The sequence below is a fragment of the Spirillospora sp. NPDC048911 genome (genome assembly GCF_043198015.1).
GTDB lineage: Bacteria > Actinomycetota > Actinomycetes > Streptosporangiales > Streptosporangiaceae > Spirillospora.
Genome location: NZ_JBICUD010000016.1, coordinates 101464 through 116292, shown reverse-complemented (window position 1 = coordinate 116292; position 14829 = coordinate 101464). Strand labels below are relative to the sequence as shown.

Here is a 14829-nt window from a genome sequence, read left to right as displayed (position 1 = left end):
ACGTAGCGTTTTCATATTGCAAGTCGAGCCGGTTCGATCGAAAGGGGGCCAAGGTGAAGTTCGGGAGTCTTCCCGCTTACATCAATGGCCGAGATGTCGTCGCGGACGACGCACAATTCGTGCACACGGTCACGGCCCGGGCGATTATCGAGGACACTTTCCCCAGCCTGGCGCTGAAGCGTGACCTGGACCAGGGAGCCGCCGTCCCGGACGCGGCCGACGAGCGGGTCGTAGGGGCCTGTGCCGTCGCCGACGCCGGCACGGTCGAGCTGGCCCTGCAAGCGGCCGCCGAGGCCGCGCCCGCCTGGGCCGGGGTTCCGCTGCGCGACCGGATCGAGATCGGGCGCCTGCTGGCGGACCGGATCAGTCAGCACCTCGACCCCCTGGTCGAGCTTCTGGTCGCCGAGGGCACCCCGCGCTCGGCCGCCCAAGGCATGATCGGCGGGCTGCCGCTGACGAGCTGGAGCCCCGAGACGCTCGAGTGGTGCGCCGGCCAGCTGGAATTCCGCCGGCAGGACGGTGACCGCGAAATGATCCTGCGGCGCGTCCCCGACGGGGTCGTCTGCATCAACCCGCCGCAGAACGCCGCCACGGTCAACGCCCTGAACGGCCTGACCGCCCTGCTCTCCGGCAACACCGCGGTGGTTCGCGCGCCGCGTGGCGTCGCCCTCAGCTGCATGTACGCGATCCGCGAGGTCGTCGCGCCGGTGCTGGCGGAGGCCGGGGCCCCGCCCGGGACGGTCAACGTCCTGTGCGGGCCGCCCATGCTCGACGCCTGGCTGGCCAGCCCGCACGTCAACGACGTTCTCTACTTCGGCGGCAGCAAGAAGGGCATGGAATTCGAGCGCGACTGCATCGCGACCGGCAAGAAGCCGATCCTGGAACTCGCCGGCAACGACTGCTGCGTCGTCTGGCGTGACGCCGACCTGGACGCCGCCATCGACTCGATCACCCATTTCTTCCTGAATTCCGGGCAGATCTGCAATGTCCCCAACCAGGTGATCGCCCATCCCGCCATCGCCGACGAGCTCCTCGACCGGCTGACCGTCGCCATCAAGGAGATCCAGCCGGGATACCCGGAGGAGCCGGAGGTGGTCCTCACCCCCGTGCTGGGCGTCGACTGGTTCTACGGCTGCCTCGGCGAGGCACTGGGCAAGGGTGCACGGCTGGTCCACGGCGGCCGCCGCCTCGAGGTGGACGGGTCGCCGTCCGACACCGGATTCTTCGTGGAGCCGACCGTCGTCCGGGTCGACGGTCTCGACGACGCCAGATCGCTGTCGGTCGTCCGCGACGAGACGTTCTTCCCGCTGCTGCCCGTCATCGTCCCCGACGCGGGGACTCCGGACAGCGCACTGCTGGACCAGGTGCTCGCCTTCGTGAACGCCAACACCTACGGGCTGCGCAACTCCTTCTGGTCCACCGGGCCGGAGTTCATCCAGCGCGTCCTGGACGGTGTCACCAACGGCGGCAACCTGAAGATCAACGACTCGCACGACGGGTTCCTGCCCTTCCTGCCCAACCAGGGCGGGACCGGCCTCACCGGCGGCGCCTTCGGCGAGGCGAGCCACCCGATGCTGCGCACCACGCACCTGCAGGGCGTCAGCATCCTGCGTCCGGCGGACCACCGAGGAGCCCTCCGATGACCTCCCGAGTACTGAAAGTCACGGTCCCGGCCACCGCGGCCGAGGTGACCGCGCGCCTCGGCGAGGAGTCGAGCCATCCGGCCCACGCCGACGACATCGTCTCCATCTCCGCGACCGGCGACGGGAGCAGCCAGTGGGTGCTCGCGTTCCGCGGCGGCACGGCGACCTGGGTACAGCGCAGCCGGGCGGTGCAGCCGCACCGCATCGAGTTCGAGCAGGTCTCCGGCCAGTTCCAGCAGCTCAGCGGAGCGTGGACGAGCACCGACGTCCCGGGCGGCGCCGAGGTGGTCTTCGAGGTGAGCTACCGCACCAGCGTGCCGCATCTCGCCGGCGCGATCGACTCGGCCATCGGCCGCGTCCTGGTCCGCAGCGCCCACCAGGTCATCGCCGCGATCGCGGGTCCGGCCCGCGTCACGGCCGGCGGTCACCACCTGCGGGACCTTCGAGCAGAGGAGTGAACCAATCATGGAAAAGGTCTGCATCATCGGGGCCGGCGGATCGGGGATCGCCTCGTGCCAGGTCCTGCGAGAGCGCGGCATCGACTTCGACTGTTACGAGGCCGGCTCCGCGGTCGGCGGCAACTGGCGTTACCCCAACGACAACGGCCTGTCGTCCGGCTACAGGTCGCTGCACATCAACACCTCGCGGCACCTCTCGGAGTACCGCAGCTATCCGATGCCCGAGACGTATCCGCACTACCCCCACCACTCGCAGGTGGCGGAGTACTTCGACGACTTCGTCGACCACTTCGGCTTCCGCGACAAGATCTCGTTCCGTACCGAGGTCGTCCGGGTGGAGCCCGTGGACGGCAGCTGGGACGTGACCGTCCGGCAGCGTGACACCGGCGCCGAGACGACCCGGCGGTACCGGGCCGTCCTGGTGGCCAACGGGCATCACTCCGTGCCGCGTTACCCCGAGCCCGCCTTTCCGGGCGCGGACACCTTCACCGGCGTCCAGACGCATTCCCACGACTACAAGGTCCCCGACGAGTACGCGAACAAGCGGGTGCTCGTGGTCGGCTTCGGCAACTCCGCGTCGGACATCGCGGTCGAGACCTCAGCGATCTCGGCCCGCACGGTCCTGTCCGTGCGCCGCGGTGGCTACGTCTTCCCCAAGTTCATGTTCGGCACGCCCGGCGACGACATGATCAGCCCGTTCCTGACCCGGGTGGTGCCGCGCGAGATGCAGCGCTGGATCATGGCCGCCCTGCTCCGCGTGACGATCGGCAGCGTCACCGACTACGGCCTGCCCAAGCCGGACCACAAGCTGTTCAACTCCCACCCGACCGTCTCCGACACGCTCCTCGGCCGGCTCGGCCACGGCGACATCATCGCCAAGCCGAACATCGCCCGCTTCGACGGCGACACCGTCCATTTCGTGGACGGGAGCAGCGAGGCCATGGACGCGGTCATCTACTGCACCGGCTACAAGATCACCTTCCCGTTCCTCGACGAGAACGTGATCGCGCCCGCCGACAACGACGTCTCGCTGTTCCACCGGGTGGTCGATCCGAACCACCCCGGCCTGTACTTCATCGGCCTGTTCCAGCCGCTGGGCGCCACCATGGTCCTTTCGGAGGCGCAGGCCCACTGGGTGGCCGACCTGCTGGACGGCTCCGCCGCCCTGCCCTCGACGGCGAAGATGTGGCGCGAGATCAACGATTACAAGAAGGCACTGGCCAAGCGTTACGTACGGTCCGGCCGGCACACGATGCAGGTCGACCACTACCCGTATCTGGCCGAGCTGAAGGCCGAGCGGCGCCAGGGCGCGAAACGGGCTCGCAAGAACGTTCCCCCGCTGCCCGCCAATTACCGGCCCGCGGAAGTGTCCACCTGGATCGACGCCGCTCCCGCCACGGTGTGGAACCTGATCAGCGACGTGACCCGCATGGGGAACTGGAGCCCCGAATGCCGCCGGTGCTTCTGGCGCGGCCGGAAGCGCGGTGTCGGTGCGCGTTTCATCGGGATCAACCGGCGCGGCCGGATGCTCTGGGTCACCAGCAACAAGGTGGAGCGGGCCGAGCCCGGCCGTTCCTTCGCGTTCCAGACGACCACGAACGGCGTGAGCTGGAGCTACGTGCTGGAGCCGGACGGCGGAGGCACCCGGGTCACCGAGCGCTGGGACGTCTCCGGGCAGAGCCCCGCCCAGCGTAAACGCAGCGCGTCCTTCGCCAACATGCTGCTCGACGGCTACGACGCCCACAACGAGGAACTGCTGGACGGCATGCGCAAGACCCTGGAGCGCGTCAAGGCGACCGCCGAGACCAACGCCCCGGCCGTCCTGCGAGCCGCATAGATGGAGGACAAATCAAACACACAGGAAAGGCCAGGAAATCCATGCGAGGAGGAGCACGGTGACCACACAAGCGAAGCCGAAGGATAACGAATATCTCTTCGACAACGAGACCGACGAGGCTGCCAAGCAGCTGCGTCTTCTTTCCGACCTCTGCGACTACCAGAGCGTGCGCGCGCTGTCCGACATCGCCCCCGCGCCTGGCTGGCGTTGCTGGGACGTCGGTGCCGGCGGCGGCACCGTGGCGGCATGGCTCGCCGACGCCGTGGGCCCGACGGGATCCGTGCTGGCCACCGACATCAAGCCGCTGCACGTCCCCAACAGGGACAACCTCGAAGCGCGCCAGCACGACGTGCGCAGCGAAGAGCCTCCGGGGAAGTTCAACCTCATCCACGCGCGGCTCGTCCTGATGCACCTGCCGGAGCGGGAGGCCGTCCTGGAGAAGCTGGTGTCCGCGCTCGAACCCGGCGGAGTGCTCGTCGTCTCCGACTGGGATTTCACCAACCCCGACTACCTGATCGCCGCCCCGACCGAAGAGTCGGCGGCCGCGTTCCGTAAGTTCCAGAAGGCGATCGTCGGGCTCGCGGAGCACGTCGGAGCGGACTCGGCCTGGGCGCGACGCCTGCCCACCGCGTTCCACAAGGCCGGCCTGGCCGACGTCACCACCTCGGGCGAGATCAGCTCGTGGTCAGGCGGCAGCCCCGGTTGCCTCCTGCACCTGTCGAACACGCGTCAGCTCGAGGGCCCGCTCACCGCGGTCGGCATGACCGCCGAAGACCTGGACACCCTGCGCGAAGCGCTGGTGCACCCCGACTTCAACGTGTGGGCGTTCGAACTGATCACCGCCACCGGCCGAAAGAAGTAGCCCATACCTGGTCGGGGGGGGGGGCCCCCCCCCCCCCCCCCCCCCCCCCCCCCCCCCCCCCCCCCCCACCCCCCCCCCCCCCCCGGCCCCCCCCCCCCCCCCCCCCCCCCCCCCCGACCAAGGGCAGAACTCGTTCCCTTCCGAACCGACCAGCACAACGAACAGCGCACAGCTTGATCAACCGCTCCACCTCGCCGTCGGGATGGCAGCGGTTCTCGTCGCGCTTGAGCGCATCCACCGACAGGAGCCAGACCACCATGCCACCCCGCGCGGGCGAGGCTAGCCTGAACGGCATTGCGTCTTCCCGCTGCCCCGGAGGCACAACCGATGCGTTCGATCTGGCTCATAGTTGCAGTCTTTCTCCTTGGCGCCACGGCATGCGGGTCTGACGGGGGAAATGCAGCCAAGGCGGTCAGGACCGGGTCGACTGCCTCTTCGCCCGCGAGCCCGACCCCTTCGGTGTCGCATTCTCAGTCATCACCTCCCCGGCACCTGCGGAACAAGCCGCGCTGCGATCGACGCTCCTGGTCATCAAGCCTGTGTCAGCATCCTCGGATCAGCGCAGGCCATGGTGTCCTCACCAAGGTTCAAGCGGCCAAGCACAACGGCTACGACCGGGTCACCTTCACCTTCGACGCCTCCCAGCCGCTCCCCGGATACGTGGTGCGGTACGTCCCCGAAGTGATCAAGGATCCGTCGGAGAAGAAGGTGAAAATGCCGGGCCATGCATACCTGGAGATCTCATTCAGCTACGCCCGTTCCCTTTCATCCAAACAGGGGTTGGTGACGCTGCTCAAGCCAAACCCCAATCGACCGGTGCCCGTAGACCTCCACCTGCTACGGGCTTACGTCATGACCTCCGATCACCATGGCCGCACCGACTTCGTCCTGGGGCTGGAGAACGCGGTCGACTTCCGGGTGCGTAACGACGGCACTGCGGTGCTCCTCGACCTCAACGATCGGTAAGCGCTCGCTGATCCTTAGGCTGCGATGGGGCCTGATCGCCGGGTCGTTCGACGAACTTGCCGCCCGCGATCGTCGCGCCGGCTTGGACGAGCGCGACCAAGGTGCGTTGACGGCGCGCCAGCGACTTGATGAGCTTGAACGCCATGGTGCGGTGCCTGACGGTGGCGCCTTCACTGCGTGCGAGCTTTGTTGGGATCACGTAGTGGCGCTCTCGTCTTCCGCACGACCACTGGACTGAAGCCCGACGCCGTTTGGTCCCCAAGGCCGACACCCTCGGTTGGACCGAGGAGAATAATCAAGGGCGGCGCTACCGACACGGCACGCTCAGCGCCTACAACTCGGGAAAGTGTCGCTGCACGCACTGTCGGGACTCTTTCGCCCTCTACCGCGCGAAGCGCCGGGCGGCCGGCCGGGACCATCCCCGCCCGCGCGGAGAGAACGCGGACGAGGCCGCGCTGCGGCGCGTTTCACGAGGACCACCTCCGCTCGCGCGGAGAGGCGGGTTCGCTGGCGTGAGTGCGGACTCAGCACGGACAGCGAGACCTGCGACTCCGAGACCGACGCCCTCGACTTCGCCGCGTTGGTGCGGCTAGTGCGGTGTCCACGAACCTTCGCCGGGTTTGATCATGCGGCTTTGGGTCGGGGACGGCCCGAGCCCGCAACTGTCCATGCGGAACAGCCAATGCTGATGTGGAAACTACTCGCGGCAAAGTAAGGCCGAAAGGGCATCTATTCCTGAGCAGGTGACCCGCTTGGAATCCAAGCCCACGTCCTACGGGGTATTGCCCCCGAACCGGTAGCTGCCTAGCCGCTGCTTTGGCGGCTGGTCTCGCAGGAGCCACGTCGACAGTCCGGTGGACGCGCGGGGCACGCACCACGGAGCTGGTGCCGCGTCACGTAACGTTCGCTCCGTCGAGGCGCGAGTGATGATCTTTGTGGTATTTTCGGCGTCGCCGTGTACCACTGCGAGTTCAAGGAGGTGAGACCGATCAACGCTGTGACAGGTCGGGGCTCCCTCCTTTGCATGGCCTAGGGAGCGCCCGCACAAGGCATCCCGAAAGGCTTGAAACGCTGATGCGCTTCACCGCCCGGACGTCGTCGGACGGCGTCACCGAACAGTTCTTCACCCTCGGCGAGATCCCCGGTGTGCTGTGGACGCCGGAAGACGCCTGCGGTACTCGTCCCCTGATTCTGCTGGGCCACGGCGGCGGGCAGCACAAGACGGCCACCGGCATCGTGTCCCACGCGCGCCGCTACGCCGCCGAGGGGTTCGCGGTCGTCGCGATCGACGCGCCCAACCACGGCGACCGGCCCAAGGACGAGGAGTTCGGCCGGATCGCGGCCGAGATGCGGGCCGGCATGGCCGCCGGTGAGGATCCGGGCGCGCTGGTCGCCGGCATGCACAGCCATCTGGCTGGTCAGGCCGTCGCGGACTGGCAAGCGATCCTGAGCGCGGTCCAACGCCTCGACCAGGTCGGCGTCGGCCCGGTGGGCTACTGCGGCATGTCGATGGGCTGCGGGCTCGGTATCCCGCTCATCGCCGCAGAGCCCCGGATCCGCGCGGCGGTGCTTGGCCTGCTCGGTGTGCACGGGCTGGCCGAGGACGCCGCGCGGATCACCGTGCCGGTGCAGTTCCTGGTCCAGTGGAACGATCAGATGGTGCCGCGGGACCGGAGCCTGGCGTTGTTCGACGCCTTGGCCTCGACTGAGAAGACGCTGCACGCCAACCCCGGCAAGCACGGGGATGTGCCGTCGTTCGAAGCGGACAGCTCGCTGAGGTTTTTCGCCCGGCATCTGGGCTGACACGAGATCGCAGTGCTCGGCGCGCTGGCCGGACCTCGTTCCCGGCCAGCGCGTTCGGTCCAGTCCAGAATGTTCGGCATGGCCGAACGGGTACGGGTGCGGGAGATCGATGATGACGAGGGGCGGCGGCTGCTGCGGATCATCCGCAGGGGCACAGGACCGGTCGTGACCTGGCGGCGGGGAACGAAGATCAAGCCAGCTCAACCCCACAGGTCACGACCCACCCTGAATGGACGCCCGCCATGCTGCCGGCCGTGAGGCCGGGTGTCGGTGGCGTCCGGTTGGATATGGCGCGTAACTGCTCATGACGTGGCCGGCCTGCTGCCGAGCATCCCTCGGCGTTGGCCCAGGTCGCCGAAGAGCCGACCTGGGCTTTCCATGGGCGACGAAGGATCAGGGCGCGAGGCAGGACACGCCCGGCACCTCGGCCGGAAGGTGGAGACCCGCAGGGTCGAGGACCGCTGCGGGATCGGCGAGATTCGTGATGGCGGCGGGGGTCTCGGAGAGGCAGGTGACCGCTCCCACGGGGTCGATGATGGCGGAGGACGGAGCGGCCGTCCCCATCATGACTGCGACGGGGGCCAGGGCGAGGACGGCTGAACGTACGAGCACGCGCACGGGCGAGTCCTTTCAGGGGAGTGCGGGACCGCATGGCCGTCAGGGCAACGGCATGCAGTTAGGACACTACCGAGAGTCATCACTGTCTGTGATGGCCTCAAAGGCAGAGTCAACGTTTTCGAGGTAGAAGACGTTGACTCCGACGCCATATATGCGTGCGAGCGACCGTGCGCGGTGTCGAACGGACAGTCATACATGAGTGTCTGTATGAGATGATCATCGGGTTGCACCGGCAGCGCGAGGAGACTCATGGCCGAACCGCTCCACCCCGGCGACCCCCGCCAGCTCGGCTCCTTCTATCTCGATGGACGGCTCGGTGCGGGTGGCCAGGGCGTCGTCTACGAGGGCTACGGGCCCGGCGGCGAGCGGGTCGCCGTCAAGGCCCTGCACGGAGTCCGCGACCGCGACCGCGAGATGCTCCGCAAGGAGACCTGGGCCTGGCGGAAGGTCGCCGCCTACTGCACCGCGAAGGTCCTGCACGCCGACTTCGACGGCCCGATCCCGTTCGTCGTCAGCGAGCACGTCGCCGGGCCGAACCTCCGGCAGGCCGTCGAGCGCGCCGGGCCGTACGGACCGGACGAGCTGCGCCGCCTGGCGATCGGGCTGGCCACCGCGCTGGTGGGCGTGCACCGCGCGCGGATCGTGCACCGCGACCTCAAGCCCGAGAACATCCTGCTGGCCCCGGACGGGCCGCGCCTCATCGACTTCGGGATCGCCCGGATCGAGGAGCAGCCCACCACGACCGGCCTGCTCAAGGGCACCCTGCGGTACATGCCGCCGGAGCGGTACCGGGGCGAGCACGGCGACGCCAAGGTGGACGTGTGGGGCTGGGGCGCGGTCGTCCTGTTCGCCGCGACCGGACGGCACGCCTTCACCGGCGACACCACGCCCGTGATCGCGCGCCAGGTCGAGACCCACCATCCCGACACCTCCGTGCTGGAGGAGCCGCTGCGCTCGCTGGTGACGGCGTCGCTGGCGAAGGATCCGGCCGACCGTCCGGGCGCCGAGGACCTGCTCCTCGGCCTGGTCGGAGCGATCGACCTGAAGGAGGCCACCCGCAGGGCCGCCCCCGACGACCGGCCCGAGCCGCCCGAGCCCTCCCGCGCCGAACTCGCGGAGGTCGTGTTCACCGGCCTGGGCGTCCGCGAGCAGGAGGCCGTGCCGCAACTGCTGCTGCGGCTGGTCGCGCCTGGCGAGCGCGCCGAGGACACGCTGCGCTCGGCGCGCCGGGACGAGTTCTCCGACGGCCAGGTCGACGACCGGGTCGTCGACCGTGTCCTGCGCGACTTCACCGCCGCGGGCGTCCTCGTCTGGACGGACGGGACCGTCACGCTGTCCAGCGCCGCGCTCATCCGTGCATGGCCGAGGCTGCGCGAGTGGTCCGACGGCGAGCGCGCGGGACTGGGCGTCCACCAGGACCTCGTGGACGCCTCCCGGCTCTGGCACGGCCACGGCCGCAAGCGCAGCGACCTCTACCAGGGGACGGCCCTGGAACGCGCCCAGTCGTGGGCCGCGACCGGCCGCCGCCACCTGACCCTCAACCTGGTCGAGCGCGGCTTCCTGGACGCGGCCGCCGGCCTGTCGCTGCGCCGGGGCCGGTTGCGCGCGCTGATCAGCGTCGGGCTGTCGGTCCTGCTGGTCATCGCGATCGGTGCGGCCGTCGTCGCGGTCGACCAGCGGCGGACCGTCGTCGGGCAGCGCGACCGCGCCGCGTCCGCGCAGGTCGCGGGGCTGGCGCAGTCGCTGCGCCGCAGCCGTCCGGACCTGGCGCGCAGGCTCGCCGTCGCGGCCGGGTCGATCGCCGACACCCCCGAGTCGTGGTCGGCGCTGGCCGCGCTCCGGCACCAGGTGGAGTTGCGGTCCGTCCGGCTGCCCGACTTCGACGCGATCTGGTCCGACCTGGACGGCTCCGGACGGCTGCTGGCGGCCGCAGGCGGGAACCAGGCCGGGCTGTGGGATGCCGACGGCGGGCACAAGGTCGGTTCCTTCCGCGCCGCCGCCGGGGTCGGCGGCGTCGATGTGTCCGACAACGGCAAGACCGTCGCCGTCGACGTCCTGGACGGGACGGTCGTCATCCTGTCCGCGCCCGGCCTCCGCGTCCGCAACGTGATCCGCTACAAGGCCCAGGGCCTGGTCAACGCGGCCGAAATCCAGCTCAGCCCGGCGGGCACCTACCTGGCGGCGACCGAGACGGGCCCCAACCGCGGCGGGATCACCGTCTGGGACACGCGCACCGGCCGGCAGGCGTTCCACGACCCGCGCATCATCGGTTACGTGTCGTTCTCCCCGCGGGAGACGGTGCTGTCGATCAAGTCCCACAAGACGGTCACGTGGACCGACCTGCGGACCGGCAAGAAGCTCCCCACGCCCGACTTCCACATCGGCGACGAGCCCAGCTTCCAGGCGGTCCGTTTCAGCCCGGACGGCCGGACCGCGGCGCTGCCGGGCAAGAACGGTGTGCGCCTGGTGTCGCTCGACACCAACACCTCCCAGGAGGTGGAGGGCGACAAGGGCGTCACGCGGGCGGACCAGACCTTCAGCCACTCGGGCGAGTTCCTGGCGACCCAGCTGAACCTGTGGCGGGTGTCGCCGGACGATGGCGTGATCATGCGCTACCCGACCACGATGGACGAGTGCGCGCAGGGGACCTTCCGGTTCACCGCGGGCGACACCGAACTGCGGTGCACGAGCGGCGACGGTGTGCTGTTCTCCCTCGACGTCGCGCGCTACACCCAGCGGCCCGCGAGCGAGCCCGTCGAGTACAACCTGGCGACCTCCAGCCGCGACGGTTCCACGATGGCGGTGCTCAGGGACAATGAGGCCGTCGAGATCTGGTCGACCAGCCCGCTCGCCAAGCGGTTCGAGCTGCCGGAGGAGCGGTTCGGCACGGGATCGGGTCTCAAACTCAGCCCGAACGGCCGGATGCTGGCGGTCAAGACCGGCATGGGCGACGGAAAGATCGACATCTGGGACCTGTCGAAGCGGACCCGGGCCGGCTCCCTCCCCGGCGCCGTCACCCAGTACTCGGACCCGGTCGTCGAGAACGTGGCCTTCGCGCCGGACGGACGGTCGCTCGTCCGGCACCGTCCCGACGACGCGGGCAGGTCCCTGTCCTTCTGGGATCTCTCCCCGATGCGGCAGATCCGGGAGATGCGCGGGGAGCCGTGGGGGGCGGTGGCGTTCCGTCCGGACGGCGGGGCGGTGCTCTCGGGCCACACGCTCGTGGAGTTCCCGTCCGGGAAGGTGCTGCGGCGCGGCTCGACGGGCCTGGAGGCGGGCCGGTACAGCGCGGACGGGAAGGTGGTCTTCGACGGCCCATCCGAGCTCCGGGCCAGCATCTCCTTCTACGATCCGGCCACGCTCGCCCGCACGGGGAACGTCCTGCGCACCGGGGACCTCACCCCGACCGGCGGCTACTCCCGGCCCGTGCACGACGCGGGGGACCGGATGCTGGCCGTCGCCTACGGCGAGTCCGGCTCCGACGGCGAGATCAAGCTGTGGAACCTGCGCACCCGCACCCCGCTCGGCATCCCGTTCACCGGCCACCGCCGCACAGTGCTGGCGATGGCGTTCACGCCGGACGGCCAGTCGCTGGTCAGCGTGGACTCCACCGGCGGCTTTCGCACCCACTCGGTCGGGCCGCGGCGGCTGCGGGCCGAACTCTGCGAAACCACCGGGGCGCTGACGGAGACGGAGTGGAAGGCCAACATCCCCGACGTCCCGTACCGGAAGACCTGCTGACCGGAGCCAGGCGCATCCTGGACGCGACCGAGGAACGATGCGCACGAGACAACTTCCTTCCTACGCAGGTCCCCGACCCAGTCCTGCTACTGAATACCGAGGCCGGTCTCGCCAGCGAACATCTGGACCAGACCAGGCTGAGGAACGCCCCACGACCATCGGGCAGACCTTCCTCCTCGATGGGGTAATGCTGAACGTCATGGAGTACATGCCGGCGGGGGCATGGCCCAGATGGAAGGCGTAGTCGTCTCCCGCCGCGAGCGTGGCCGGGGCCTTCCACCGGTAGAGACCAAGGGCGGCGTCGACGGTGGCGATCCTCATGACGAGTTGGCCCGCGCCGCGCGGCCCCTTCATCAGACCCGGTGGCTGGGTCAGTGCCATGTGGCGGTGGCCCGGCGGCGCCTGCGCCGGGGGTCGGCGGCGGGCGCCGTCGCGGTTGGTGAGGTAGTCACCGCGTTGTGGCAAGCTGCGCGGTTGCAGGAACCTGAGCGAGGGCTACCGGCGGGCCGGCGATGGCGGTTTCCGTGCTCGCGGGAGGACCGCGCTGCTGTCCGGTCCTTGATGGCTCGGGCGCTTGGACAGCCTTTCCTTCCCTACTCTATGTGCTTGCGCGAATGCATACTGTTGTTGTTTCTGGTACGCCGGTTCACGGGAGGGTCACATGCCGAGCACCGATCTGATGATCCGCAAGATCGACGTCTGCTTCGGACACCTCGATGTCGACGGGAACGGCGCGGTCGAACGCGACGACCTGCTGGGTCTCGGCTCACGGCTGGTCGCTCAGTTCGGTGAATCGCCGACCTCGCCGAAGGCGACCGCGATGGCCGCCGGGATGGCCCGTTTCTGGGAGGCGCTGAGCAGGGCGGCCGATGCGGACGGGGACGGGCGCATCACGCCGGAGGAGTACCGCAGGGGCATGATCGGCGCGTTCGTCGACGACGCGTCGGGCTTCGACCGGGCCTTCCTGCCGATGGCCCAGGCAGTGTGCGCGCTGATGGACACCGACGGCGACGGAACGGTCAGCCGACAGGAGTTCTCAGAGTTCCACCGGGTGATGCGCACCTCCGTCGAGAACGCCGATCTGGCCTTCGACAAGCTCGACACCGACGGCAGCGGAGACCTCAGCGTCACCGAGGTGCTGGCCGCGATGCGCGACTACTACACCAATCCCGACGAAGGCAGCGAGGCTCTGGGGAACTGGCTGTTCGGCAGGGCGTGAGCGTGCGGCACAGCTATCGCGTGCTCGTCGGCGGTGCCCATGAGGACGGAGCCGGCTGGGTGCACTGGGTGCGTGTCGGTGACGCGCTCGAGGCACCGTACGACATGGCCGTGCTGAAGGCCGCCCTGGACACCGGTGAGGCCGGCCCTGGGGCGGCCGCGCACCCGGCCGTGGTCGGCAGGGTCGCGCTGGGCACCGCCGACCAGCGGCACCGGGCAGTCGCCGCGGCCCGGGCCGCGCAGCCTGGGTGGGCGGCCGCCCCGGCCACCGAACGGCTCGGCTTGGTGACCGCCTTCGATCGGGCCCTTCACGCACGGCAAGCCGAGCTGGTGGAGTTGCTCGTCGCCGAAGGGCATCCGGTGCGGGTCGCGCGCTTCGAGGTGGCGACGATGCTGGCGGCGGTACATCCATGCACCGTCGCCGATGCGGCCGCGCAGTTGGCCCGCCGCACGACGGTCAACGGCCGCCGGGTCGACCTCGTCCGCAAACCCGACGGCGTGGTCGGCCTGGTGCCCGCCCGCAACGCCGCCGCGGCGACCCTGGTGTTCTCCGCGGTGATGGCCTTGGCCGCGGGCAACGCCGTCGTGGTCGACCTGCCACCGAGCGGCCCACTGAGCGCGGCGTTCATCTGCCACGAACTGCTCGCTCCGCTGCTGGGCGGCCACGACGGCGTCCTCAGCGCCGTGTGCTCCCCGGTCCGCGACGTGCTGCCGGAATGGCTGGCCAGCCCGCACATCGACGACATCTACTACTTCGGCCCCACCAGCCGCGGTCTCGACCTGGCAGCGGACTGTATCCGGCGGGGCAAGAAGCCGATCCTGGAGCTGTCGGCCAACGACACCGTCGTCATCTGGCAGGACGCGCCGCTGGACCTGGCGGTCCAGGCGTTGCTCGAAGCCTTCTACGCCTCGGGACAGATATGCCTGACGCCCAACCGGGCGGTCCTGCACCCACAGATCGCCGACCAGGTCATCGACCGGCTGCGACAGCAGATCGACCGGCTCCCTGTAGGACGTCCCGAACGCGACGACGTCATCCTCAGCCCGGTGGTGCGCCGCGGCGAGTTCACCGACGTGGTCGCCCAAGCCCTCAACGCAGGGGCCACCCTGGTGACCGGCGGCCAATTCGTCGACGTCCGGGGTGAGAGCCGCGCACGCGGCCCCTTCATCCGGCCCGCGCTGCTGCGCGTCGACGGGCTGAGCGCCGCCCGATCACTGCGAGCCGTGCACGACGAAACGTTCTTCCCGCTGCTGACCACCGTGGTGGCCTCCAGCGGCCGTATCGACGACGTGATCGCTTTCCTCAACGACAACCGGCACGGCCTGCGCAACTCACTGTGGGCGACCGACCCCGACATCATTTCCACGTTCAGGACCGAAGTCCGCAACGCCGGCACGTTGAAGATCAACGACAGCCACATCGGCCCGATCCCGACGCTGCCCATCGACGGCGGCACCGGACACACCAGCGGAGCCATCGGCGAGGCCAGCCTCCCGATGCTGCGCACCAGCCACCTCCAAGGCATCAGCACACCACTCGACATACCGGACGCCACACTGTTCGACCACTCCGCCGCCGTCAGCGAAGACCACCCGACAGCACACCTTCACCCTGGCCCATCAGCCTCATCAGCTGGAACCTTCCGTAGCTGAGGCGTACCTCGGCCTGGTGCCGGTGATCGG

General features: G+C 69.5%; 11 protein-coding genes. 9 read left to right on the top strand and 2 right to left on the bottom strand.

The window, feature by feature from the left end:
- Positions 1–53: 53 nt before the first annotated feature.
- From ACGFNU_RS47740 to ACGFNU_RS47720, 5 genes are all read left to right on the top strand, one after another.
- Positions 54–1643 carry an aldehyde dehydrogenase family protein gene (locus tag ACGFNU_RS47740; RefSeq protein ID WP_392603398.1) on the top strand — a complete coding sequence of 530 codons (1590 nt, stop codon included), beginning with the start codon at positions 54–56 and terminating at the stop codon, positions 1641–1643.
- Positions 1640–2101 (top strand): type II toxin-antitoxin system RatA family toxin, encoded by a 462-nt coding sequence (locus ACGFNU_RS47735; protein ID WP_392603397.1) that lies wholly within the window; start codon positions 1640–1642, stop codon positions 2099–2101. The genes ACGFNU_RS47740 and ACGFNU_RS47735 overlap by 4 nt, the downstream gene beginning before the upstream one ends.
- Before the next feature lie 7 nt (positions 2102–2108).
- Positions 2109–3938 (top strand): NAD(P)-binding domain-containing protein, encoded by a 1830-nt coding sequence (locus ACGFNU_RS47730; protein ID WP_392603396.1) that lies wholly within the window; start codon positions 2109–2111, stop codon positions 3936–3938.
- Positions 3939–3996: 58 nt separating this feature from the next.
- Complete coding sequence (locus ACGFNU_RS47725; RefSeq protein WP_392603395.1) at positions 3997–4800, top strand: class I SAM-dependent methyltransferase; 804 nt, start codon at positions 3997–3999, stop codon at positions 4798–4800.
- A 327-nt stretch (positions 4801–5127) separates the two neighbouring features.
- Positions 5128–5766, top strand: coding sequence for a hypothetical protein (locus ACGFNU_RS47720; protein WP_392603394.1), 639 nt, complete (start codon positions 5128–5130; stop codon positions 5764–5766).
- Here ACGFNU_RS47720 and ACGFNU_RS47715 read toward each other — a convergent pair.
- Entirely contained in the window at positions 5753–5911 is a 159-nt protein-coding gene (locus ACGFNU_RS47715) for a hypothetical protein (RefSeq protein WP_392603393.1), read from the bottom strand. The genes ACGFNU_RS47720 and ACGFNU_RS47715 overlap by 14 nt on opposite strands.
- A 929-nt stretch (positions 5912–6840) precedes the next feature.
- On the opposite strand from ACGFNU_RS47715, the gene ACGFNU_RS47710 reads away from it, so the two are divergent.
- Positions 6841–7569, top strand: coding sequence for a dienelactone hydrolase family protein (locus tag ACGFNU_RS47710; protein ID WP_392603392.1), 729 nt, complete (start codon positions 6841–6843; stop codon positions 7567–7569).
- A 393-nt stretch (positions 7570–7962) separates the two neighbouring features.
- On the opposite strand, the gene ACGFNU_RS47705 is transcribed toward ACGFNU_RS47710, so the two are convergent.
- Positions 7963–8187, bottom strand: a complete 225-nt coding sequence (locus tag ACGFNU_RS47705; RefSeq protein ID WP_392603391.1) for a hypothetical protein — start codon at positions 8185–8187, stop codon at positions 7963–7965.
- 249 nt (positions 8188–8436) lie between these two features.
- Between ACGFNU_RS47705 and ACGFNU_RS47700 the strand changes: the two genes are divergently transcribed.
- The 3 genes from ACGFNU_RS47700 to ACGFNU_RS47690 all read left to right on the top strand — a co-directional run bounded on the left by ACGFNU_RS47700 (position 8437) and on the right by ACGFNU_RS47690 (position 14799).
- A complete protein-coding gene (locus ACGFNU_RS47700; RefSeq protein WP_392603390.1) occupies positions 8437–11928 on the top strand; it encodes a protein kinase in 3492 nt (1163 codons plus the stop codon).
- Positions 11929–12589: 661 nt separating this feature from the next.
- On the top strand, positions 12590–13147 hold the full coding sequence (locus ACGFNU_RS47695; RefSeq protein WP_392603389.1) for an EF-hand domain-containing protein: 558 nt from the start codon (positions 12590–12592) through the stop codon (positions 13145–13147).
- 2 nt (positions 13148–13149) lie between these two features.
- Positions 13150–14799 carry an aldehyde dehydrogenase family protein gene (locus ACGFNU_RS47690; RefSeq protein WP_392603388.1) on the top strand — a complete coding sequence of 550 codons (1650 nt, stop codon included), beginning with the start codon at positions 13150–13152 and terminating at the stop codon, positions 14797–14799.
- Positions 14800–14829 lie beyond the last annotated feature (30 nt).